Here is a 24,213-nt window from a genome sequence, read left to right as displayed (position 1 = left end):
GCTACTTGTTCTTGTGTCTTAGCGAGCAAATCACACTGCATCTAGTGGTTTACAAAATGTTGTATTTAGTATATACTTTACTATACGTTATTCTGCAAAAAATACGCTTTTTCGACGCGCGCTGCGTGTGCCCCGGCCAAATAATGGGTCGAAATGGGGCTTTTGATCTACAGCGGAAACGCAGAGCATAAAGGATTTTGGAATTTTGCGGTTGCGCGGCTCTTGCTTATGATTTGATAGGATGCACTCGCTTTGGAGCGCGTCTTGAAATACTTTCCAACATAGGGGTGGAGAACAGCATGAACAGTCATTTTCCAAGGATTATCACGCTGCTGCGCAAGGAGCGCGGTTTAAGCCAAAAAAGCGCCGCGGAACAGCTGGGTGTTTCCCAGGCGTTGCTTTCCCACTACGAAAAGGGCATCCGGGAATGTGGGCTTGAATTCGTTGTAAAGGTCGCGGACTTCTACAACGTCTCCACCGATTATCTCCTTGGCCGCTCCCCACACCGCAGCGGCGCTATGATCACTGTGGAGGATCTCCCGGAACCGGACGCCGCTGGCAAGGAAAATGTGTTTAAGGGCAGCCTTTTGCCCACCTTAAATAAGAAGCTGATCGCCAATTCCCTGAATGTGATCTATGGCATTCTGCAAAAATGCAACAACAAGCACCTGACCACAGAGATTTCGTCCTTTTTGAGCGTTGCCGTATACAAGGCGTTCCGCCTGTTGTACTCGGCCAACGGGAAAAATCCGCAGGGCTTGTTCTCCGTCCCGCAGCGGTTGAGCGACGGCCGCTCCAATGCAGCGCAGGACGTCGCCATTTCCAATGCAGAGGCGCTCGCCTGTGGGGAAGATGTGGACGAGATGGAAGGGCTAAGGAAAGACCAAGCCCCGCTTCTCTCCCCGGAACAGATCTCGGAAGAATACCCGCTCTTTGCCTCTTCCCTGTTTAATCTAATCCAAAACGCGGAAGGCCGGATGGGCGGCGGGAAAAAGCCCGCAGAAAAAACGCATGCCCTGCATTCGATCGTCCGGAAGTGACCGCTGGAAATCAATCCCATTATAGCAGGAACCCTTCTAAAATGCAAACAATCGTTTGAACGCCGTCCCACAGAACGTGGAACGGCGTTTTTGCGTCTTCTTTATCCCTGTAGAAAAAACTGAGAGATTCCCAAAACCTCCTTTTCCGCCATCCGCATCAAGGCAATCCAGCCGGGCATAAGGCGGCCTTCGCCAACGCGCCACGTTTTTCTTCAGCCGTGCTGCTCCATACGGTGGCGGGCCAACAAGCGTCGCGTCTCTTGACGGCCGCGCGGCGTCAGCTCCGCATACCCTTTGCGCAGGACGGGCAAATTGAACAGGCACCCCTCCACCGTGCGCGACGCTTCCAACGCCGTATGGCAGAGCAGTTCGTAAATTTTACTTTTATAATAGACGATATGGTCGCCCGCCACCCAAACCGGTGCGTCAAAATCGATGGAAATCAAACCACGTTCCTCCAAGCCGCGCAGGGCCTCCCCACGCTTCTTGACCAGTCCCATTTCCTCCTCAGGGTGTTCCATATACACATTGTCCAGTGCGGTCATAACCAGTTCTTTTTCTGCATCGTTGTGCAATTCAAACCGCGCCATGGGGAAGCGGGCTCCCCGCATGCACAAAAGCAACTCTTCCTGCATTTCTGTCAATCGCATCTATCCTACAACCCTTTCCAATTGATATTGTGTACAGCATTTCATCGCCAAAATCCGCAGCACCGATTCGTCCAGCCGTTCCTCCGTCACGGTCCCGTCTTGCACAGCAGCCGAGAGTGCGTTGTAATCCGCCTGCAAATCGGAGGATAACAGCAGGTCGTTGCCCGCGTTGATCGCCGCCGCACAGGGGTTTTCCCCTCCGGTATATGCCGGGATCGCCTCCATCGACAGATCATCGGTTAAAATCAACCCCGTAAAGCCGAGGTCCTCACGCAAAACCCGGTGTACCTCGGGCGAAAGCGAGGCCGGATGCTCCGAATCCATGCAGTTCACGATGTTGTGCGACACCAGAACCATCGGCGCGCCCTCTTCAATGCCCGCCGCAAACGGCAAAAAGTCCGATTCCATAAACGTCTCGTAGGGACGGTGATCGACCGCTATCCCCGTGTGGGTATCCACATTGTTCCCATAGCCGGGAAAATGCTTCAATGCGCAGGCCATCCGCTGCTGGTTGTACGTGGCCACGGAGTTCTTCACATAGTCCGCCGTTTCCGCCGCCCCTTGGCCGAACGTCCGCGCATACATGAAGTCGGCGGGGTTGGTGGATACATCCGCCACGGGCGCGAGGTTGACATTCAACCCGAGCGATTGCAGCAACTGCGTCTTCTGGACGGTATCGTCTACAATGGCCTGCATACCGCCCGATTGGAACACCTGCTGCGGCGATTGGAACGGTTTTGGCGCAAGGTTCGCATTGCGGCTGACGCGCACAACCGTACCGCCCTCTTCGTCCACAGCCAAAAACATCGGGATCTTGCTGGCCTGCTGGTAGGATTCCATCTCGGCACAGACCTGTTCCGCCGTTTTGCCATCAAAATCCTTTGCAAAGAGCATAAAACCGCCGGGCTGGTACGTCTGCACCGCCGCCAGCGCATTTTCCGAAGGGCAGCGGAACAGGAATACCTGTGCCACCTTTTCCTCCAGGGTCATGTTCTCCAGCAGTTCCTGCGCCTCCGGATATCCCTCTGCAAAAAGCTCTTGCGTCGTTGCTGGCCCAGCTGGAACAGCAGATTGTCCCGAAGATGAAGCATCGCTCTCTTCGGAAGCACTGCCCTCCGGCTCTTCTGGTCGCTCCTCTGTCTCGGCCGGAGGAGCGCTGGATTCGCTTTCCGACGGAACGGACATACTGGATGATGACGAATTCGGTTCCTCCGTTTTCGCTGGGCCCGCTGCACATCCCACAGCGAAAAGCAATAGGACGGCTATCATAAGAAATAGGACGCTTCTCCGTTTCACGTTTGTCCCTCCCGGCCTTCCGGCCCTTGTAAAGCAAAAACAACCTGCCGAAAGACCCGGCAGGTTGTTTCCTTTTGCCAGAGTGTATGTTCAAACACACTCTATCACAAATTTCATTCTTTGACAAGTTCGCGGTACAAACGGATGTATTCGTTGGCGGATTTGCCCCAGCTGTTGTCGCAGCGCATGGCGCGCTCCACGAGAATTCTCCAGCCGTCGCGGTTGTAATATCCGTCGATTGCGCGATGCAACGCATGGAGCATGTCGCCGCTGTTGTAGGTACGGAACGTAAAGCCGTTGCCGTAGCCGTCGCCGCTGTCCTGGATGGAGTCCTTCAGGCCGCCGGTTTCGCGTACCACCGGGATCGTGCCATAACGCAGGGAAATCATCTGCGCCAGACCGCAGGGCTCACTCTTGCTGGGCATCAGGAAAATGTCCGCACCCGCATAAATCTTGCGCGACAGCTCCGGAACAAACCCGAAGCAGGCGCACAGCCGGCCCGGGTACTTGTTCTGCATATCGCGGAAGAAGTTCTCATATTCAAAGTCGCCCGAACCCAGAATGACGAACTGGGCGTTTGTCTCCCACATCAGCTGATCCAGCGCCTCTTTGACGAGGTCGAGGCCCTTATGGGCCACCATGCGGGTGACCATACCGATCAACGGCACATCCGGGTCCTGGGCCAGGCAGAGGCGTTCTTGCAAAGCGCGCTTGTTTTCCGCCTTGTTGCTGAAATCGTCCGCCGAATAGTTGGCGTAGATATCCTTATCCGTCGCCGGGTCATAGCTGACCGTATCGATGCCGTTCAGGATGCCGGTGAGCTTCCAGGAACGCTCCCGCAGGATGCCGTCCAGCTCGTGGGAGTACCACGGGTCGAGGATCTCCTGCGCGTACGTCGGGCTGACGGTTGTCACGCGGTGCGCGGTTTCAATCGCACCCTTCATCAGGTTGACACAATCGTCATATTCCAGGATATGGTTCTCCGACTTCGGGATGCCGAGCACGTCTTCGACCAATTCTTTGCCATATTTCCCCTGGTACTGGATGTTATGGATGGTGATAATCGTCTTGATGCCACGGTACCACTCGTTGTTCGCATAGAAGATGCTGTAATAGATCGGCACAAGGGCGGTTTGCCAATCGTTGCAATGGATGATGTCCGGCTTAAAGTCGATATAGGGCAGCATCTCCAATGCAGCGCGAGAGAGGAATGCAAAGCGCTCCGCGTCGTCATAGTGGCCGTAAAGCCCCTTGCGCTTAAAATAATACTGATTGTCGATCAAATAGTAAATCACACCGCCGGACCGCGCCTCAAACACGCCGCAATATTGACGCCGCCATGCCACCGGTACGGACAGGCTGGTGACAAAGCGCATGTTGTCGCGCAGCTCCTGCGGGACCTCTTCATACAGCGGCATCACGACGCGGCAGCCAATCAGCCGCTCGCGCAATGCCTGGGGCAAGGAGCCCGCCACGTCCGCCAAACCGCCCGTAGCGGCAAACGGCCGTGCCTCACTGGTACAATACAATACTTTCATATTTGAATGTCTCCTCCTTCTTTTCCATGCTGCACGTTGCGCGGCCGAATCAGACCACGCTTCCCTTGCTGATAAAGACCGGATAAGACTGGAATCCCATGAGGGAACGGTCGTTCTTAATGACAACGTCCTTGTCAATCACAACATAGTTGAGTTTACAGTTCGGTCCGATCTCGCTGTCCTGCATAATCACACAGTTCTCCAACTTGCTGCCCTTATCGACCTTCACCCCGCGGAACAACACGCAGTTTTCCACAGAACCTTCGATTACGCAGCCGTCCGCCACAAGGGAGTTGCTGACGTTTGCGCCGAGGCCATACCGGGCGGGCATATTGTCACGCACCTTGGTATAGATCGGGCGGTTCGGGTCAAACAGCTGGCTGCGCACCTTGGGCAGCATCAGGGCCATATTTGCCTCAAAATAGGAATTCATCGAGCAGATATTCTGCGCAAAGCCCGTGAATTCATAGGCATAAATGCGGAACTTCTCGATATTCCGCTGTAAGAAATCACGTTTAAAATTATACAAATTGCGGCTCACACACTCGGTCACCATCTGGATCAACAGGTCGCGGCGCATCAGCAGCATGCTCATGCCAAAATTGCACTCGCCGCTCTGCCGCGGGCTGATGACCATATCCCGCACACGGCCATCCGGATCGATGGTGTATACCGAAGGATTGCTGATCATCTTCGGCAGCTTCCCATACCGGTAGATTACCGTAATATCCGCCTGGTTCTTCAAATGGAACGCCATCACATCGCGATAATCGATGTTGCAGATTACATCACAGTCGCTCAGAATGACATATTCCTCTTGGGAATTCGTCAGAAACCGCATGCTGGATTCCAGGGACTCAACCCGGCTGTTGTTGATCAAGGACTCATGGCCGAACGGGGGAAGCATGAACAAGCCCGCGCTTTTGCGGGACAAATCCCAAGCCTTTCCGGAGCCAAGGTGATCCATCAGGGATTGATAATTGCCCTTTGTGACAACACCGACCTTGTTAATGCCAGAATTGACCAAATTTGACAGCGGGAAATCAATCAGACGGTACCGTCCACCAAAGGGTACAGAACCCATGGTGCGTTTCTCCGTCAATTCCCGGATCTTTTCCTCGTGGACATTGGCAAACAGAATTCCCAGTATATTGTTTCCGCGAATCATTTTGACCCCTCCTCTGCAAGTGTATCCGCATCAATCATCGCCTTGGGGGGTACGGTTGTGCCCGGAGCTAGGACGCAGCCGCTACCAACGACCGCAACACCCCATTCGTCCTTATTTTCCATGTCTTCCGGCCGTGCGCCGACGACGCTGCCCTTGCCGATGACCGCATTCTCTGCGACAATGGCATATTGGACAATGGCGTTCTCTTCTACGCGCGCGCCCGGCATGATGATCGAATCCTTGACCTGTGCGCCCGGAGCAATGTACACGCCGGCAAACAGGACGGCAAAGTCGATCTCGCCATAGACATTACATCCCTCTGCCACCAGGGAATTTTGCACCTTGGCGTCTTTTGCAACATAATGCGGCGGCATAACCGGGTTGCGGGAATAGATCTTCCAGCTCTCTTCGCTCAAGTCCAGATCCACATTGGGATTGAGCAGGTCCATATTGGACTCCCAGAGGCTTTCAATGGTCCCAACATCCTTCCAATACCCCTGGAACGGATAAGCGAACATGCGCTCGCCTGCGTTCAACATGGCCGGCAGGACGTCTTTGCCGAAGTCGTTAGAGGATTTCGGATTGGCCTCGTCCTCTTCCAAATATTTGCGCAGTTTGCTCCAGGTAAATACATAAATACCCATGGAAGCCTTATTGCTCTTCGGCACCTTTGGCTTCTCGTCGAACTGATAGATGGAACCGTCCTCGTTCGTATTCATAATGCCAAAACGGGACGCCTCTTCCATGGGGACTTCGATGACGGCAATCGTACACGCTGCATCGTGCTCCTTATGGAATGCCACCATCTTGGAGTAATCCATCTTATAGATATGGTCGCCGGACAGGACCACTACATAATCGGGATTATAGCGCTCAATAAAGTTGATGTTCTGATAAATCGCGTTAGCTGTGCCCTTGTACCAGTCGGACTTGCGGCTGCGCTGATACGGCGGCAGGACGCGCACACCGGCGTTCATACTGTCGAGATCCCACGGTTGGCCGCTGCCTATGTACTCGTTGAGCAACAGGGGTTGGTACTGGGTAAGGACGCCCACGCTCTCAATGCCGGAATTCACACAGTTCGAGAGCGGAAAGTCGATAATACGGTATTTGCCACCATATGGAACAGCGGGTTTTGCCAGGTTTTTCGTGAGCACGCCCAACCGGCTGCCCTGGCCGCCTGCAAGGAGCATGGCGACGACTTCTTGTTTTGGCATCATAATGAGATTCCTCCTTGGCTTCATATTTCATTGTGAAGGGATTTCCATGTATCAACGTCCGCCAAATGGCGGTCACGCTTGTGGTTCGGCCTTCTTTTTTCTGGGGCGTGTTGTTTTGGTTCCCGCCCCGGAGGAGGTCTTGGATGCAGCCGTCTTTTTTGTCTTGCTGGCCGCAGCCGTCTTGGATTTTGCCGCAGGTTTCTTGCGGCGTACTTTCTTTTGTTTGCACCGGATAAAGACAACGGACAGAGGCGCCAGGTTGAGGCAGATGCTCTGCTCCATCCCGTGCATGGGCTCGTCGTCCTGGGTTTTGATCTCAGCGCCATTGGAAAGCCCGCTGCCGCCGTAGATCACAGCGTCCGAAGAGAAGATCTCTTCATAAACCCCCGGATACGGGGCGCCAATGCAATACTTCTCGCGCAGGACCGGCAAGAAATTGCACACCACCATGAGCTCGTTGCCCTCTTTGTCAAACCGGCGGAAAGCGATGACGCTCTGGGTGTAATCGTCGTTGGAGATCCAGGAGAAGCCCTCCCAGGAGAAGTCCACCTCCCACAGCGGGGCATGCTCCAGATAGAAATGGTTCAGGTCCTTTGAGAAGCGCTGCATTTGTGCATGGCGCTCATCGCTGAGCAGGCACCAATCGAGCTCCTGCTCATAGTTCCATTCGATTTCTTGGGCGAACTCCGTTCCCATAAAGTTCAGCTTTTTGCCGGGATGCGCCATCATATAGGAGAGGAACGTGCGCACACTTGCAAACTTTTGATCCCGATCGCCGGGCATTTTATTGAACAACGAACACTTTCCATGCACCACCTCGTCGTGGGAGATGGGCAGGACAAAGTTTTCGGAGAACGCATAGAAGAAGGAAAAGGTTATGTTGTCGTGATTAAACTTGCGGTAAATCGGGTCCAAGGAAATATAGTGGAGCATATCGTTCATCCAGCCCATATTCCACTTATAATTGAAACCGAGCCCGCCGCAGAAGGTGGGCTTGCTCACCATGGGCCAGGAGGTGGATTCCTCCGCAATCATCATGACCTCTGGGAACAGCTCAAAGATGGATTCATTCAGCTTTTGCAGGAATGCGACCGCCTCCAGATTCTCTTTGCCGCCGTTCTTATTCGGAACCCATTCGCCCTCTTTCCGGCTGTAGTCCAGATACAGCATAGAAGCCACGGCATCCACACGGATTCCGTCGATGTGGTATTTCTCCAGCCAGAACACCGCGCTGGAAATCAGGAAGCTGACCACCTCATTGCGGCCATAGTCGAAGACCAGCGTGCCCCAGTCCTTATGCTCGCCCTTGCGCCAATCCGCATACTCGTAGCAGGGTGTGCCGTCAAAACGCGCAAGCCCGGCCTCATCCTTTGGAAAATGCGCCGGCACCCAGTCCATGATCACGCCGATTCCCGCTTCATGGAATTTCTCCACAAAGCTCATAAAGTCCTTTGGTTCGCCATAACGGGAGGTAGGCGCGAAATATCCCATGACCTGATAACCCCAAGAACCGTCAAACGGATACTCGGTGATCGGCATCAGTTCGACGTGCGTATACCCCATTTCTTTGATATAGGGAATCAGCTCGTCAGCAAGCTTGTCATAGGAAAAGACATTTCCATCCGCATACCGGCGCCAGGAACCGAGATGTACCTCGTAGATGTTCACAGGCTGGTTGTAATGCGGCTTTTCTTTCTTGTGCTGGTACCACGCCTGATCGTTCCATTGGAATCCCTCGATGTCATAATAGCGGGAAGCGTGTCCAATTCCCGCCTCGAAGTGGAACGCATACGGGTCGCTCTTCATCACTTTTTTCCCATCTTTGCCGGTGATGCTGAACTTATAAATCTCATACATGGGGAGGACAAACGGCAGATAACATTCCCACACGCCGTCGCTGATTTTTTCCATCGGATTTTTTTCTTCGTCCCATTCGTTGAACGGGCCGACCAGCGAGACTGCCTGGGCGTTGGGCGCCCACACCCGGCAGGACATCCCTTCTCCTCCGTCTACGGCAGCTTTATGCAAACCCATGTATTCATAGGCCTTGACATTCGTTCCCTCGTGGAATAAATATAGCGGAAAATTATTTTCTTCCGTTTTTTTCACATCTGGCATTTGAACCGCTCCCCCTGGTAACATTTTCTTTAGGTTTATCATATCACAAACTGACAAAATAGCAAGTGTTTTTGGTTGTTTAATTGGAGATTTTGCGGATATATATAAATTTTTTTGTTGACATTGTTATAAAACGCCCAAGTTTTTCGCTGCAATGGCCTTTTTCCCAAAAATCAGTATACCATAGGGTGCTTGTCAGATTTTGCTTATTCTCCCCACAGACTTCCCATTTACATTGTTCTAACAAATATAAAACAAGGATTTAAGGCAAAAATTGAACACTTCCAAAGGCACAGACCCCAACGTCCCTTGGCCTACGGCAGACGCATAGCGTCTCTCGCGCCTACGGCGGGCACACAGTGCCTTTCGCGCCTACGGCGGGCACACACAGTGCCTTCCGCGCCTACGGCGGACGCGCAGCGTCTTTTCGCGCCTACGGCGGACGCGCAGCGTCTTTTCGCGCCTACGGCGTCCCCTAAGAAAGCAAACTGCGAAGAGTTTGCTTTCCGCTCCATATCGGGAAAGCCCTACAGAAGCAAGAAAAACCACCTAAAGACCGGATGCCATCCTTCCGCATCAGCTGTGAAAAAGAAAAGCATTGAATGATAGAAAAGGCCCCAACCCTGGGAACTCTTCCGGGGTTGGGGCCTCGTTGCTTAGAGGGAAGCTGCCTTCCCTTTTTGTCTTTTATTTCCGATTAGCCAATGGCTACCGTGCAATGGACGCATAGCATCCGTCTACGAAAGCACTTACGCAATCGTCACGGCACAATGTTTCACAGGACGTGCAACGTCTTACGCGCCTACGGCGTCCGTCTACGAAAGCACTTATCCAATCGTTACTGCACAGTGTTTAACTGGGGCATTGCCCGGCAGGGTGGTGTAAACGCCCGTGCTCTGGCCCGGTGTGCCGATGGCATAGACTCTGTAGTAGTAGTCGTTGCCGATCTTCGCCACGAACTGCGTCTTGAGCACTTCACCGTTGCCGACCGTAAAGCCCGGCGTCATGGCGTTGCCGTTCACGACCGTCATCTTGAAGCAGTATGCGCTGCCTCTCTTCAAGGTGAAGTTGACCGTCGTGTCGGAAACCACATAGGCATTCGCTGCCACGCTCTGGCTTGCAGATACAACGCCCGCTGCGCCGTATGCGTTGCCGACGTTCGCGGACGTGCTGCCGCTGTTCTTCGAGCTCGTGGAGGTGCTCTTCTCGACCAATCCGTCGATGCTATTCTCCAGCGCCTCGACCGCGTCTGCAACCTCTTCCTCGGTCGCTTCTGCGTCGTTCAGGACTGCTTTCGCAGTGCTCAGGGCGGCCTTCATCGCTGCGACGCTCTTTGCCGTGTACTTATTGGTATTGATTGCCTCGGCTTCCCCGATCAATGCTTCCAGAGCATCCTTATCCGGGATCAGGCGCAGGGCGGAGATCGCCGCTGCCAAATCTTCTGCTGCGGTATCCACCGCATCCTGCGTTGCGTTTTCATTTGCCAGGACGGTTTTTGCCTCTTCCAGAGAGGTCTCAAAGCTCGTCCATGCGTCGTTCTGGATGTACTGATCCGCATTTGCAACAATGCTGTCGCCCTTGGTGACCAGCGCTTCCAGCTCGGTGATGTCTGCGCGGTAGACCAAGCCATAGATGGCGTCATACAGCGCATCCACCGCTGCGGTGATGTCCGCTTCCAGGACTTCTTCATCGTCCAACAGCTCTTCCGCCGCCGCATACGCTTCGTCCAGCGCATCCAGGCTGTCCGGCGTAAACAGGTCGCGGTTGATGGAATCTGCGATTTCCATCGGGATGTCCAGCTGGCTCTTGTCGCCCGCGACAAAGCTCAGGTAGTGCAACGCGTCGATCAAGTCGCTCCATGCGGTGTTGATCTCGTCCTGCGTTGCGGTCTTCTTTGCTTCGACGTCCTTCGCCGCCTGCAAGGCTGCTTCGTACTTCTCTTTCACGGACGGAACAGCCGCATCGGCCTCGCCCGCCCGGCCTTCTGCAATCTCAATGGCAGCGCGCAGGTTCTGTTTGTCAACAAGCGTGAAGCCAAGCTCGATTGTGGTGTCCACATTCAGCATGGTCAGATTGTACACAAATTCGTTGATGTCAAAGTCTTCCACCGCCACGGCTTCGCCGTTCACGGTGACGCCTGCAATCTCTCTGCCGTCTACTCTCGGAGTGAAGGTCAGTTCGAGCTCGGTGTCCGCCATCACGTCGGCCGAATACTTGCCCAGCAGGTTTGCAATCGTCTGCTCTTCGCCGCCGATGCTCAGTTTTACCGTCTTCGGGAAGGTGACGGTCAATTCCGGTTTCCCACGCAAAGTGAGATCGGCATCGGTCACATCCCCGTCCGATACAGTTACAGCAACGGTGGATGCCAGATAAGCGCCCTCCACCGCGTTGACCTGGACAAGATAATCGCCCGCTTTTACATCGGTAAAGGCAAAGTTTCCTTCTTCGTCGGTCGTTGTAAGATCAATCGCTTGATCCGGATTGCCGGCCGTATACAGGTACACGGGGATTCCTCCCACGTCCACACCGGTTTCGCCGGCAAGTACACATCCAGAGACCGTATAGACCGTAGGCACCTCGTAAACCCGCAGCTCTGCTGCGCTAGCAAAGCCACCGTATCCTTCCATGGCGGTCAAGCGGACAGCCTGTGCCTCTGTCGGGGAGAATTCCACGGTTTTCTCCGCCATATCCAGCGCCCAGTCGCCCTCCGATACCTGCGTCCATGTTCCGTCCGCTGCCTGGATTTCCAAGCGGTACTTTGTAATGATACCGTTGTTCTGTCCAGGGGTCTGCCGCGGTACATATACAAATTGGTTAATCTGGCGTACGGTATCAAAGCGAAGCGTGATATCCACAGGCAGCGGGTCCTGCTGCGGGTCATAGCGGCTGTGCCAAAGGGTTTGGATGTTCCCATCGATGGCAAAAGAGGCCGGCCCATCGTAGTCGTGCTGTGGATTCGTTTCGCTGCTTGCTTCCGCCGTCATGCTGCTATTGGGAACCATGTTGCCATATTGGAAATTCGCACGGACGGATTGATCGCTATTCATAATCAAATAGACTTCCGAATCCGTACCGGTCTGGCTGCCTTCCCAGCCAATGAACGTACCTGTGGTTTCAATGGCTTCTATGGTCACCCGGTCGCCCTTTGCATATTCCTGGGAATATGGCAGGGATACCAGCTCGTTATTCACAGAAATCTTTCCTCCGGGCGTCCCCTCCAAATACAGCTGATAGGTGTCTTGTGCTTCGTCGATGCGGTATACACCCATCTCAGAAAGCTGGAACATATAGTTGGTGGTTGTATCGGCTGCCAGTTTGCCAATCCGATTCACCGTGACGCGGATATACCGGGCATCTTGCATTTCATCAAAGGTATAAACCGCTGGGCGGTAATACTCGGGGGCCACAACGTCGTGGTAAGTGCCGATGACCGTGTATGTATCCTCCCCATCCTTGCGCACGGAGATGGTGAAATCCTCTGGGAAGGAACATGTGCTTCCATCGGCCGCAAAATAGTCGGAGCGTGGATACAAGTGCACGCGGTTAAACTCGGTGTTTTCCCCCAGATCCACTTCAACCCAATACGGGTCTGCGGAGACATCGGGATTGGTAGTTGCCGAGCTTGTATAGCCCTTGGAACCGCTGACATCTCCCGGCGTCAAAAGGACGCCATCCGTCAGGTTCGATGTGCTCCAATCCGGCGGAGATTCAATGGTGTTCTTCGCATTCACCGCCGCATGCAGCGCCAGATTTTCGGATATTGCCAATGCCTGATTCAACACCAGCGAATGGTCGCTGTCCATCGTCAAAGAAATGGTTTCTTCATCGGAAGAAACATCGCCGCCCCAGGAGAAGAAACCGTAGTCCGCTTCGTTGAGGATGACCGGTTCAATCGTCAGCTCCTGCCCTTCACGGAATGCGCCTGTATATGGGAGGATTTTCTCATCGCCGCCATTGATGCGCACCGCTGCATAGGCCATTGGGTCATTGGAAGCGATCTGCAACATAACCACATCATCGCTATAGACTTCCAGCTCGCCAATCTGCATCAGGTAGCCGTCTGTCTCATTCGCCAAGCGGAGCTTCGTGCCCACTACGCGGATATAGCCAGCCTCAACCGGCTCGTCAAACAGAATGGCGCGCGGTTTGCTGGTGACCGTGTCTCCCTCCACCTGCTTGACCGGCGTCCATTCGTTTCCGTCCACCGAAACCAAGACTTCATAATCCACAGGCATCATAGCGCCGTCGAGATTATCCGAAGGATACAGCAGGATCTCCTGGATGGAGCATACGCCTCCCAGATCCACCTGGACCCATTCCGTGCTGTCTTCTGTCTGATTTCTGCCCGGCATGGAACTCCAGCCGTTGGTATAGGCGCCGTCCACCAGCCCGGAGATCCCCCAGCCGTCCGCCTCATAGGAACTGGACGCGGACACTGCTGCGCCGGTGGAAATGCTCATATCTTTATTGGGCGTGTCCACCACCTGAATGGAGGTCGCCGAACGGTCGGACTGGCTCAAATGGAACGCCTCATAGATGGGCTTCAACGTGCGTTCTTCGAAGGGAAGGTTCTGCTCGCCTTCCACATCTGTTCCAGGACCGTTGAACCATCCCAAAAGGGCAAAGCCCTTGGAATAGGTGTACCCAAACATGTGGTCCTCCGCGGGCATGGTCACATTGCGGATCACCGGAATGTCAAAATGGAGTGCGATTTCGTCCACGGTTGTGGGATCAAAGGAAATCTCCAAAAAGCCGTTCTCTACGTTTGCTTCTGTCTCCATCCCATCCACAGTCAAGCGGAGTGTTGTGAGATCCACATAGGATGGAATAAACAGCCGCATCGTAAGCTCCGAAGCGGTGCTGCTTTCCACGGCAAACTGTACGTCTCCATTCTCTGGATAGCCGGATGTCTGCTGCAAAACTGTCTCCCCGCCGCCGGAAGCAAACGTCAGGCGATTGTTCGAATATTGCAGCACATACAGGCGGCCCTGGGCATCGGTCATATACTGATATCCCAATGCTTTCCCCATGCCTTCGCCGCCGCGCATCGTGCAGCACCAGGTTGCTTCATAGGAACTCACGTCCAGGGAATCGCTGGTCACACCACAGCAGGTATCGGTGCCAAAGCCACCGTTGCTGCGCTGGCCTGCGCCCATGCCATTGAGCAGAATCTTCTGGGCCAATTCCAGCCATTTCACATCCTGTGTATAGCGGAACAGTTCCATGGAGGCGATATAGGAATCAATGATGGCGCACGGTTCTGTCCATTCCGGGCGCTGATACCAGTTGTAGTTCATATACGTCTCCGTCATGCCGGAGCTGACATATTCCTCCATGCGCTGTACCGCATAATCGAGGTACTTCTGCTCATGGGTAGCGCCGTAGAACCGCAGGATGCCGCGTGTGGCAGACAACGTGGCGTGCGTCTGGAATTTTAGGGTGCGCACATCCTCCTGCATAAACTTTTCAATCATGATCTCGATGACCGAACGGAGCTCTTCGTTTTTCGTAATTTGATATGCGTGGGTTGCCCCGTCCAACATGATAAACACGCAGCCGGTATCTGTGGACAACTTCCAACCGGCCTCTTCCCCGATAATCTCGCCGGACTCTCCGCCGCCCTGTCCGCCTTCGATAATGGGATACCGCGCAAAGCCGTCCTTCGCCGGGATTAAAAGCTTATTCACCAAACCCTCTATAATTTCGAGCGCACGGGGATCCTGGTTCCATTCGTACAATTCGCACATCGCACGCAGGAACCAGCTGTGCCCGGCCATCAACTGCTCATTAATCATATCGGGATTCAAGGTTTCATTAAAGAAACAGCCGTCGAGCAGCTTGTCCGGCAAAGCCTGCATCATGGCTTCCAGGTTCTGCGGGGCGCGGTCTTGGTTTGCCTTTGCCTCGCTGATGATTCCCAGCAATGCCCGGCCTTGATAATCCCCCGGCCAATTGGGGTCGCCTTCCAGAACAGAAGGCAACAGATAGGGGTCGCTCTCCAACCGGTCATAATTCTTTTGGGAACGCTCATATAGGTACCCGGAAAGCGTATCCACGTTGGCCATGTCCAATACGGACAGCTCCGCATCCGGATCGGCCTGTACATTATTTTTGGCTGCAAACGCGGGGGTCAGGCTTCCCAAACAGAGCAACAGCGCTAAAACTACGCTCAGTAGATTACGGACTTTTTTTTGTATCATGCAAAATCTCCTTTCCAAAATAGCTTTTTATTCCATTTGCAAGAAGACACATGAGAAGGGCCGCAAAAGCCCTTAAAATTCCGCTCCTCCCTTCTATTCCTTTTATCATATATCCTCTTTACAATTTTATATATATTACATATTTTTAACGACTAGAGCCCGACTGTTTTATTTATTAATTATACATACATTTATCAAGGAATAAGATATTATGGCGAATTTTTGGAATATTTTTCTATATTTTTTTAGGAAATCCAGCAAAACACTCGAGCGCGGTTCCAAATAAAATGAAAAGCTTAACATAATCTCAATGGAGGGCAGACGCCCTTTAAACTAGGCAACCTTTTGATCTTTTGTGCGATACAACCGCTAGGTAAACAAAAAGAGCCCCTGCCCTTTGCAATGCAAAGAGCAGGGGCTCACAGCCTTTACGTTTCGGTTTTAACCGCCGGCCAAATTATTCGTGGTCAACCTTGTACATATGCTTGATGAGGTCGAGCACCTTGTTGCTGTAACCCCATTCGTTGTCGTACCAGGATACCAGCTTGACGAAATGGTCGTTCAGCATGATGCCAGCCTTCTCGTCGAAGATGGAGGTGTGCGGATCGCCCAGGAAGTCGGAAGAAACAACCGCTTCGTCGGTGTAGCCGAGGATGCCCTTCAGCTCGCCTTCGGAAGCTTCTTTGATCGCCTTGCAGATCTCTTCGTAAGTGGTCTTGGTCGCCAGGCTTACGGTGAGGTCAACAACGGAGACGTCCAGGGTCGGAACACGCATGGACATACCGGTCAGCTTGCCCTTAACGGACGGGATAACCAGTGCGCAAGCCTTAGCAGCGCCCGTGGAGGACGGGATGATGTTGCCAGCAGCTGCACGACCGCCGCGCCAATCCTTCTTGGACGGGCCGTCAACGGTCTTCTGGGTTGCAGTGGTGGAGTGAACCGTCGTCATGAGGCCTTCCACGATGCCGAACTTGTCGTTGATAACCTTGGTCAGAGGAGCCAAGCAGTTCGTTGTGCAGGAAGCATTGGAAACAACCTTCATGTCCTTGGTGTAGGTGTCGAGGTTAACACCGCAGACAAACGTGGGGGTTTCCTTATCCTTTGCAGGAGCGGAGATAACAACCTTCTTAGCGCCAGCCTGAATATGAGCGGAAGCCTTCTCGGTGGTGCAGAACACGCCCGTGGACTCCACAACGTACTCCGCTTCAACAGCGCCCCACGGAATCTGGGACGGCTCCTTCTCAGCAAAAACGCTGATCTCCTTGCCATTGACAACGAGCTTGCCGTTCTCAGCCTTTACGGTGCCATCGAAATGACCATGCATGGTGTCGTATTTCACCATGTAAACCATATAGTCGAGGTCGATGAACGGATCGTTGATGCCAACGATCTCAAAGGTCTCCGGCTGCGCAACAGCGGCACGGAATACCAGGCGGCCAATGCGGCCAAAGCCATTAATGCCAACTTTAATAGACATAGAACTTGTACCTCCTGAATTTTATAGTGGTCTATCCTGCTATTATTTTATAGCATTCGCAGCGATAATACAAGAGTTTGATATAAATTTAACTTACATTTTTTAAATATTTTTCTGGAAAACTCTTCAATTTTCTTCTTCTGGTGTTCGGATGGCAGCGCTTACGCCCGCGGGCAGCTTACGCGCGGCGAACAAAAAGGACAAAATGTAGCAAGCCATGCACAAATTGACCAGATGAAGCCCTGCAGGGAACAGCCCCGGGACGGTCCTTCCCAGAACCGCCATCAGCAGGGTCGGCACGGAGGTCAAAAGCGCCAGCAGTGCTGCCGGAAGTCCGGTCGCAGCCAACATGCGCCCGCTCTTTTCGCCCTCCACGCCGGCGAAAAATTTCGCCTGTGCAAACAGGAACAAAAGGAGCAATACCACCGCAAACATGTCGTACACATTTTCCGACACATTGACCACTGCTGTATAGGAGATAAACAGCAGAACCAGGCAAATGCATCCCCAAACCGCTGGCAAAAGCGCGACGAGCGGATGCTCGCCCACTGGGTTCGTCCCCGTGGCAAAGCCATAGGCCGCCAGAAAAATGGCGAACGCCGCCAGGATCCCGACAATCGCCATTGCCAGGCCGATCACACCGGCAGGGGTTGTGCTCTCCCCACTGGGAGCCGTCCCATTGATCTGCACACTATAGATAAAAATATTGCTGACAGAGTTGACCAGAAGCAACGCGCCGGTCAGCCCGGACAGGACAGCCGTGGGGATGCTCCGCAAAGGCGTATATCTCGCCGGCATCCGCTTGCTTCCCTTCGAAATGACCACGATCGCAGCAAATGCAAGCAGCAGGACAACCACCAGCACCGCCGTAGTCGCCGTACCGCCGTTTAAAAATCCAGTATCCTCTTCCATCAGGGCAAAAAGCTGATACAGGCGAACGGGAAGCACCACAACCAGCGCAACCAGAAAAACCAACCAGGCATGTTTCATAGACATCGGATATTTCCCCTTTTTACAATAGTATCAAGCGACATTGTATTCTATTCTACACAATTGCAGGAACCTTAATTTTCTTATTTCACATAATAGCAAAATGTTGCCGTGAATCAAAAACCGCCAGGCAGCGCTGAAACACTGCCTGGCGGTACGAAGCCTCTTATTCCCGTTCGTCAATGGGTATGTACTGCTTTTCATGCGTCAAGGAGCGGTATGCGGGGCGCATAATGCGGCCGCAGGTTTCCATTTCCTCGATGCGGTGTGCGCACCAGCCCGCAATGCGGGATACGGCGAACATCGGCGTGTACAGGTCGCTCGGAATCCCCAGCATCTCATACACCAGGCCGGAGTAAAAGTCCACATTTGCAGAGATGACCTTCCGGTCGTTCTTCACCTTTGCGAATACATCCGGCGAGAGCTTTTCCACGCGCTCAAACAGCTCAAATTTCCGCAGCATGCCGTGCTCCTCCGCCATTTTACGCGCATTTTCTTTTAAAATCACGGCGCGCGGGTCGGACAGCGTATAGACCGCATGGCCCATGCCATAGATCAGCCCGGAGCGGTCGCCGGCCTCCTTGCGGACAATCTTTTCCAAGTAGCTTCCCACTTCGTCGTCGCTCTCCCAGTTTTTCACATGCCCCATCAAGTCGTCCATCATCATCATGACGCGATGGTTCGCCCCACCGTGCCGCGGCCCCTTCAAGGAACCGATGGCGGCGGAAATTGCGGAATAAATATCCGTCCCCGTGGAGGAAAGCACGCGCGTGGTAAAGGTGGAGTTGTTGCCGCCGCCGTGCTCCGCATGCAGAATCATGCACAGATCCAGCAGCTTGGCCTCTTCATCGGTAAAGACGCGGTCCGGGCGGATGGCATTGAGGATGGCCTCCGCCGTGGAATGGTTCGGGTCCAGCGGGTGGAAAAACATGCTTTGCCGGTCAAAATGGCGGCGTTTCACCTGGTAGGCATACGTCATAATGGTGGGCAAACGCGCGATCAGCTGGATAGCCTGGCGCATGTTGTTTTCCAAGGAAGGATCATCCGGGTTGTCGTCATAGGAATACAGTGCCAATACCGAACGGCCCAGTTTGTTCATGATGTTGCGGGACGGCGCCTTGATAATCATATCCTCGGCAAAATACTCCGGCAGCTCCCGGCAGCTGTTGAGCAGCTTGCTAAAGCCCTCCAACTGCGAGCGGGTCGGCTGCTTGCCAAACAGCAACAGCCAGGCGACCTCTTCAAAGCCAAAGCGGTTTTCCCGGCGGCAGCCCTCCACAATATCCTCCACGTTGATGCCGCGGTACGTCAGGATACCCTTATCCGGGATGCGTTCCGCGTCGTCGATCAAATAGCCATGCACGTTGCAAATCAGCGTCAAACCGGCCATGACACCCGTCCCATCGGGATTCCGCAGGCCGCGTTTTACCTGATACAGGTCAAATTTTTCCGGGGGAATCTGGTTATTCGCCCGAAATTCCTCACAGAGCGCTCGAAATTCCATTTTTTGATCATTCTGCTGTGTCTCTTCCATCCTAACATTCACTCCGTTCTTTCAATCATCGGGCAAAACCGACCTGTTTCACCCACTCCCTTTTGTGCAACGATTTTATTGTAAAGGATTGCCATAGGGAAGTCAATCCTTGGAACAGAGACAAAGGCCGTAAAAATGCATGAAAAATTGTCAATTATTTCATTTTTTGTTCGAAAATGCGAATATCGTTGCAATTTACAGCATCCTTATGCATAATTCAAACATCCTCCATGTAAAAATGGAATAGCCGTAGAAATGCGGACAAGGCGCTTGTTTGCGGAGGTGTAAAAATGAAAGGTACGACGATTTTATGCTTATTGCTTTTTCTCGCCATGCTGTGCATCCCCTTCCTGGCGATCGGAGCGAACCTGTCCGGATCGCTTCCAGATTCCCCGCGGGTGACGGATTCCGGCCCCCCGGCGGATCTTGAGAACGCCTCGTTCCGCATCCGGGACGAATCCACCAACGAGGTCCTGACCGTCGGGGACCGGGACTTCCTCTATGGGGCCATCGTCACGGAAATGGCCCCCAGCGCGGAGCCGGAGGCCTTAAAAGCACAGGCGGTCGCCGCTTACACCTATTACAGCCGGCAGCGTGCGCTGGCCCGCGAGCAAAACGCGGACAGCGACTTCTCCGCTGACCCCCAAAACTGGAAGGTCTATGTCAGCAAAGAACAGATGCAGGAGCGCTGGGGAGAATCCTTTCAGGAGTATTACGACAAACTCACGGAGGTGATCGACTGCATCGCGGGCCAGACCCTTCAAAGCGATGGGGAATTGATCGACGCCACCTATTTCGCAATCTCCTCCGGAAAGACGGAGAGCTCGGAGGACGTATGGGGCGGAAAGCTGGACTACCTCGTCCCGGTTGCCAGCCCCGGCGACCTGTTTGCCAGCGGTTACCAGACCACCGCCTCGTTCAGCGCCGAAGAATTCCGGAACGCCATCCAGGAAAAAGCGCCGGACGCGGATTTTTCCGGCGACCCATCCACCTGGGTGGGCGAAGCTGCATGCACGAATTCCGGCTCGGTGAAACAGATCACCATCGGCGGGCAGCCGGTGGATGGCGACGACGTGCGCTCGGCGTTCGGCCTGCGCTCCTCCAATTTTACCCTCGCCTGTGCGGATAGCATCTTTACGTTTACGGTCCGGGGATATGGGCACGGCGTGGGCATGAGCCAGACCGGCGCGCAATTTATGGCGCAGCAGGGTTCGGATTATCAGGAAATTTTGGCGTGGTATTACCCCAACACCACGCTGGTTTCCGTATAAGAGAACGCCTCCCGTCCCAAAGGACAGGAGGCGTTCTCTTCTGCATATTGACGTTCCGGCGGGACGAGCGCCATTGTGGGAAAATACAGCTTATGTAAACAACCCCGAACAATAAGCAACGATGACCGGTAACAAAAAAAGCGCTAAGCAAAGAAGCGACAACCAGAAGGCACGCGCACGATACCAAACAAAGGGTTTCCCCGCCTCTTGGCACTGTACCTTTTCCCCTCTTAAAGCCAATACAAACATAACACCCCAGCCGATGGCCAACAGGATGTACCAAAGCCAGCGGAGCGCAGGGAATTGCCTGAGGAATGCAACCAACAGCCATGTATAGGCATAACAAGTCGTATCGAGCATGTTCAAAAACGCCGGTTCCGCCCAGCCAAGAAAACGCCGCCCTTCCTCCCGCGCTTCTTCCCGGATGGAGAAATAGGACAGCCACGCGCGGAACAGGCTGGCTGCCAAAACCGTCAATGTACAGGCGACCCAATAGACAGGCGAACTAAACCATACGATCAGCAACAACAAGATCACGACGCCCAAAGCGGCTTGAATCACGCCTGCATGGTTCCGCAAAAAAGCACCCATGATTCTCCCTCCTTCCAAGATCAATATAATATATTTTCGGCAAAATAACAAGTGGTTTTGAAGTGAAATTTCTTTACAAAATTAAAAGCTCTAATTTGTAAGAATAAATCGAATGATTTAGATCGAATCTCCGAAACAAAAAAGCCTCTACCCACATCTTTTTTGACATGGATAGAGGCTTTCGAACATCTTATGCGCAGAAGGTTCTCTGGGCAGGAAACGCAGGCGTTTAGCCCTTTTTCACCAGGTCACGGATGACTTTGAAAATCTGGATGCAAACGGTGGGCAGGATGGCAAGCAAAACGATCATGCCAACGTTTGCCAGGGTCAGCGGGGCAACCTGGAACAACGTCTCCAAGAAGGGCAGCAATAACACAGCGGCCAACAGCACAATCCCCGCTGCAAACGCCATCAGGGAATATTTGTTGCTGCCAAGGCCCAGACGAAAGATCGACTTCTCTCCCCGGCAGTTAAACCCGTGGAACAGGCGGGCAAGCGTCAAAGTAGCAAACGCCATCGTCATTGCGAGCGCTGCATTCTGCGTCGAGCCATAGCCAATGTAGAACGCCGCCATGGTCGCGATGCCAATCAACAGGCCCTGCCCAAAGATTTTCCCCAGAAGGGACCGATTCAAAATGGGTTCCTTGGGATCGCGCGGTTTGCGGTCCAAAAGGTCCTTGCGGGCAGGCTCCATGCCGATCGCAATCGCGGGGAGGCTGTCGGTCAGCAGGTTGATGAACAGCAGATGCACCGGGGCAAACGGCATCGGCAGGCCCACAATGGATGCGAAGAGCACGCAGAGGATGGCTGCCATATTGCCGGAAAGCAAAAACTGGATCGCATTTTTGATGTTTTCATAGACATTGCGTCCGTTTAGGACCGCCTTGACAATGGTGGCAAAATTGTCGTCCTCCAAGATCATGGAAGCGGCATCTTTGCTGACCTCTGTGCCGGTGATCCCCATGGCAACGCCGATGTCCGCCTTTTTCAGGGCCGGTGCGTCGTTCACGCCGTCGCCCGTCATCGAGACGATGCGGCCCTTGCGCTGCCAAGCGTCCACAATGCGGATCTTGTTTTCCGGGGAGACGCGGGCATAGACCGCGATTTTGGCGAGCTTTTGATCCAGCTCTTCATCGGACATGGCATCCAGCTCCACGCCCTCGAGTGCCATATCCCCATCGGTAAAGATGCCGATCTTACGGGCAATCGCCGTGGCGGTCACCTTGTGGTCGCCGGTGATCATCACCGTGCGGATGCCAGCGCGCTTTGCGTCTGCAACCGCCTGCACGGATTCCTCACGCGGCGGGTCGATCATGGAGATCAAGCCCACAAAGGTCATATCGGTCTCGTCCTCCAAGGAGAGGGGGCGCACCGCATCCAACGGGCGATAGCCAAAGGCCAGCACCCGCAGGCCCTGCTCCGAAAGCGCATTGTTGACGCGCAGAATTTCCTGCTTGCCCGCTTCATCCAGGGGCAAAACCCCTTTGCTGGTGAAAATCTTCGTTGCACGGCCCAACATCACATCGATCGCGCCTTTGGTCAACAACGTGGGGGTCCCGTCGATGTCGTGCAAGGTGCTCATGAGCTTACGGTCCGAATCAAAGGCGATTTCGCCCAGACGCGGGTGCTGCTGGCGGTAGGCCACTTCTTCGACCCCGAACAAGTCGCCCAACTGCACCAGCGCCACCTCGGTCGGGTCGCCGATGTCCGCGCCGTCCACAGAAGTTGCATCGCTCGCTAGGATCGCGATTTTTAACAGCAGGCGCTGCGGGTCGTTCGGCAATTGGAGGTCCTTCCCGTCCAGCAATTGGCCGTCGGCATAGATTTTCTGGACGCACATCTTATTCTGTGTAAGCGTACCGGTCTTATCGGAACAAATGACCGAGACGGAACCGAGGCTTTCCACCGCCTTCAGGTCTTTGATAATGGCATTTTCTTTGGCCATCTTCTGCGTCCCCATCGCCAACACGATGGTCACGATGGAGCTGAGCGCCTCTGGGATTGCAGCCACTGCCAGTGCCACGGCGAACATCAGGGAGTCGAGGATGGGCATCTCCCGATACAGGGACAGGCCAAAGACCACCACACAGATCGCCAGAATGATGACCGCCAATTTCTTGCTGAAGTCGTCCAAGCTCTGTTGCAACGGCGTCTTGCGCTGCTGGGTCTGGTTCATCAGCGAGGCGATTTTGCCGATCTCCGTATGCATGCCGGTGCCCGTCACCACAACAGTGGCGCGGCCATACGTCACAAGGGAACCGGAAAAGACCATATTCTTCTGGTCGCCCAGGGCTACTTTCTCGCCGGGGATGACCTCCTCGGTCTTTTCAACGCCCTCGGACTCGCCGGTCAAAGAGCTTTCGTTCACCTTGAGGGAAAAGTTCTCAATCACACGCCCGTCTGCAACCACCAGGTCGCCCGCTTCCAGAAACACGATGTCGCCCGGCACCACCTCTTTGGAGGGGACCTCCACCTTTGCGCCTCCACGCAAAACCTTCGCCGTTGGGGAGGACATCGCCTTGAGGCTTTCCAGGGATTTTTCCGCCTTGAAGTACTGCACGGTGCCGAGGACTGCATTGAGAATCAGAACGGCAAAGATGACGATGGTGCTCTCTCCCTGCCCGGACAGCATGGAGATAATGGCCGCCACGATCAGGATCACTACCAATAGGTCTTTAAACTGCTCCAGGAACACCTGGAGGACGCTCTTCTTTTTTCCCTCCACCAGCGCATTGGGTCCGTATTTTTTTAGCCTGTCCGCTGCCTGTGCATTGGATAAGCCTCCGGAAGAGCTCTCTTGCTCTCGCAAGACCTCTTCCACAGAGCGGTTGAAAAATGTGTCTGCCATAATGTTTTCTCCTTCCATACAGTTCTTCCTGCTGCCGGCCGTATATAACAAAAAAAGACTTCCGGCCAGCTGCCCAAGCGTAATGCAGGACAGCCATCCAAAAGTCTTGTTAACCGATCAACGGCACACACCGCCAGATTTTTTCAAATCGGGTATGTTGACGGCATGTCTATGAAACTACTCCCTCTTGATGGATGAACAACAGAATGAGTTTTTAATTCGAGATTAGTATACCGTCAAACCGCTCGCTTGTCAACCGTCCCACAAAAAAT

General features: G+C 53.8%; 14 protein-coding genes. 2 read left to right on the top strand and 12 right to left on the bottom strand.

Annotation, left to right across the window (positions count from 1 at the left end):
• The first annotated feature begins 299 nt into the window (after positions 1 to 299).
• Positions 300 to 1,040 carry a helix-turn-helix domain-containing protein gene (locus B5F54_RS02185; RefSeq protein WP_087229898.1) on the top strand — a complete coding sequence of 247 codons (741 nt, stop codon included), beginning with the start codon at positions 300 to 302 and terminating at the stop codon, positions 1,038 to 1,040.
• Between the two features lie 212 nt (positions 1,041 to 1,252).
• Here B5F54_RS02185 and B5F54_RS02180 read toward each other — a convergent pair whose 3' ends face one another.
• The 10 genes from B5F54_RS02180 to B5F54_RS02135 all read right to left on the bottom strand — a co-directional run bounded on the left by B5F54_RS02180 (position 1,253) and on the right by B5F54_RS02135 (position 19,201).
• Positions 1,253 to 1,690, bottom strand: a complete 438-nt coding sequence (locus B5F54_RS02180) for a hypothetical protein (RefSeq protein ID WP_140400310.1) — start codon at positions 1,688 to 1,690, stop codon at positions 1,253 to 1,255.
• Positions 1,691 to 2,986: a glycoside hydrolase family 3 protein gene (locus B5F54_RS02175; protein ID WP_140400309.1), complete on the bottom strand. Its 1,296-nt coding sequence runs from the start codon at positions 2,984 to 2,986 to the stop codon at positions 1,691 to 1,693. It abuts the gene before it with no gap.
• A 113-nt stretch (positions 2,987 to 3,099) separates the two neighbouring features.
• Positions 3,100 to 4,524, bottom strand: coding sequence for a glycogen synthase GlgA (glgA, locus tag B5F54_RS02170; RefSeq protein WP_087229889.1), 1,425 nt, complete (start codon positions 4,522 to 4,524; stop codon positions 3,100 to 3,102).
• A 49-nt stretch (positions 4,525 to 4,573) separates the two neighbouring features.
• Positions 4,574 to 5,689 carry a glucose-1-phosphate adenylyltransferase subunit GlgD gene (gene glgD, locus B5F54_RS02165; protein WP_087230299.1) on the bottom strand — a complete coding sequence of 372 codons (1,116 nt, stop codon included), beginning with the start codon at positions 5,687 to 5,689 and terminating at the stop codon, positions 4,574 to 4,576.
• Complete coding sequence (locus tag B5F54_RS02160; RefSeq protein ID WP_087229886.1) at positions 5,689 to 6,912, bottom strand: glucose-1-phosphate adenylyltransferase; 1,224 nt, start codon at positions 6,910 to 6,912, stop codon at positions 5,689 to 5,691. The genes glgD and B5F54_RS02160 overlap by 1 nt, the downstream gene beginning before the upstream one ends.
• 72 nt (positions 6,913 to 6,984) lie before the next feature.
• On the bottom strand, positions 6,985 to 9,030 hold the full coding sequence (gene glgB, locus B5F54_RS02155) for a 1,4-alpha-glucan branching protein GlgB (protein WP_087229883.1): 2,046 nt from the start codon (positions 9,028 to 9,030) through the stop codon (positions 6,985 to 6,987).
• Positions 9,031 to 9,857: 827 nt separating this feature from the next.
• Positions 9,858 to 15,230 carry a discoidin domain-containing protein gene (locus tag B5F54_RS02150; RefSeq protein WP_087229879.1) on the bottom strand — a complete coding sequence of 1,791 codons (5,373 nt, stop codon included), beginning with the start codon at positions 15,228 to 15,230 and terminating at the stop codon, positions 9,858 to 9,860.
• 457 nt (positions 15,231 to 15,687) lie between these two features.
• Entirely contained in the window at positions 15,688 to 16,707 is a 1,020-nt protein-coding gene (gene gap / locus B5F54_RS02145) for a type I glyceraldehyde-3-phosphate dehydrogenase (protein WP_087229876.1), read from the bottom strand.
• 126 nt (positions 16,708 to 16,833) lie between these two features.
• A complete protein-coding gene (locus B5F54_RS02140; RefSeq protein ID WP_087229873.1) occupies positions 16,834 to 17,703 on the bottom strand; it encodes a hypothetical protein in 870 nt (289 codons plus the stop codon).
• Between the two features lie 160 nt (positions 17,704 to 17,863).
• Complete coding sequence (locus B5F54_RS02135; RefSeq protein WP_237966730.1) at positions 17,864 to 19,201, bottom strand: citrate/2-methylcitrate synthase; 1,338 nt, start codon at positions 19,199 to 19,201, stop codon at positions 17,864 to 17,866.
• A gap of 320 nt (positions 19,202 to 19,521) precedes the next feature.
• On the opposite strand from B5F54_RS02135, the gene spoIID reads away from it, so the two are divergent.
• Positions 19,522 to 20,502, top strand: a complete 981-nt coding sequence (gene spoIID / locus B5F54_RS02130) for a stage II sporulation protein D (RefSeq protein ID WP_087229867.1) — start codon at positions 19,522 to 19,524, stop codon at positions 20,500 to 20,502.
• A 90-nt stretch (positions 20,503 to 20,592) separates the two neighbouring features.
• Here the strand turns inward: spoIID and B5F54_RS02125 are convergent, their stop codons facing one another.
• Both B5F54_RS02125 and B5F54_RS02120 read right to left on the bottom strand, forming a co-directional pair.
• The gene (locus B5F54_RS02125; RefSeq protein ID WP_087229864.1) at positions 20,593 to 21,093 is read right to left on the bottom strand and encodes a hypothetical protein; all 501 of its coding nucleotides are present in this window, start codon (positions 21,091 to 21,093) and stop codon (positions 20,593 to 20,595) included.
• A 229-nt stretch (positions 21,094 to 21,322) separates the two neighbouring features.
• On the bottom strand, positions 21,323 to 23,941 hold the full coding sequence (locus B5F54_RS02120) for a cation-translocating P-type ATPase (RefSeq protein ID WP_087230297.1): 2,619 nt from the start codon (positions 23,939 to 23,941) through the stop codon (positions 21,323 to 21,325).
• Between the last annotated feature and the right edge of the window lie 272 nt (positions 23,942 to 24,213).

This window comes from Anaeromassilibacillus sp. An250 (assembly GCF_002159845.1).
In the GTDB taxonomy this organism is placed as follows: Bacteria; Bacillota; Clostridia; order Oscillospirales; family Acutalibacteraceae; genus Anaeromassilibacillus; species Anaeromassilibacillus stercoravium.
Note: the sequence above shows the minus strand (reverse complement) of the source record. Positions and strands in the feature narration are given on the sequence as shown.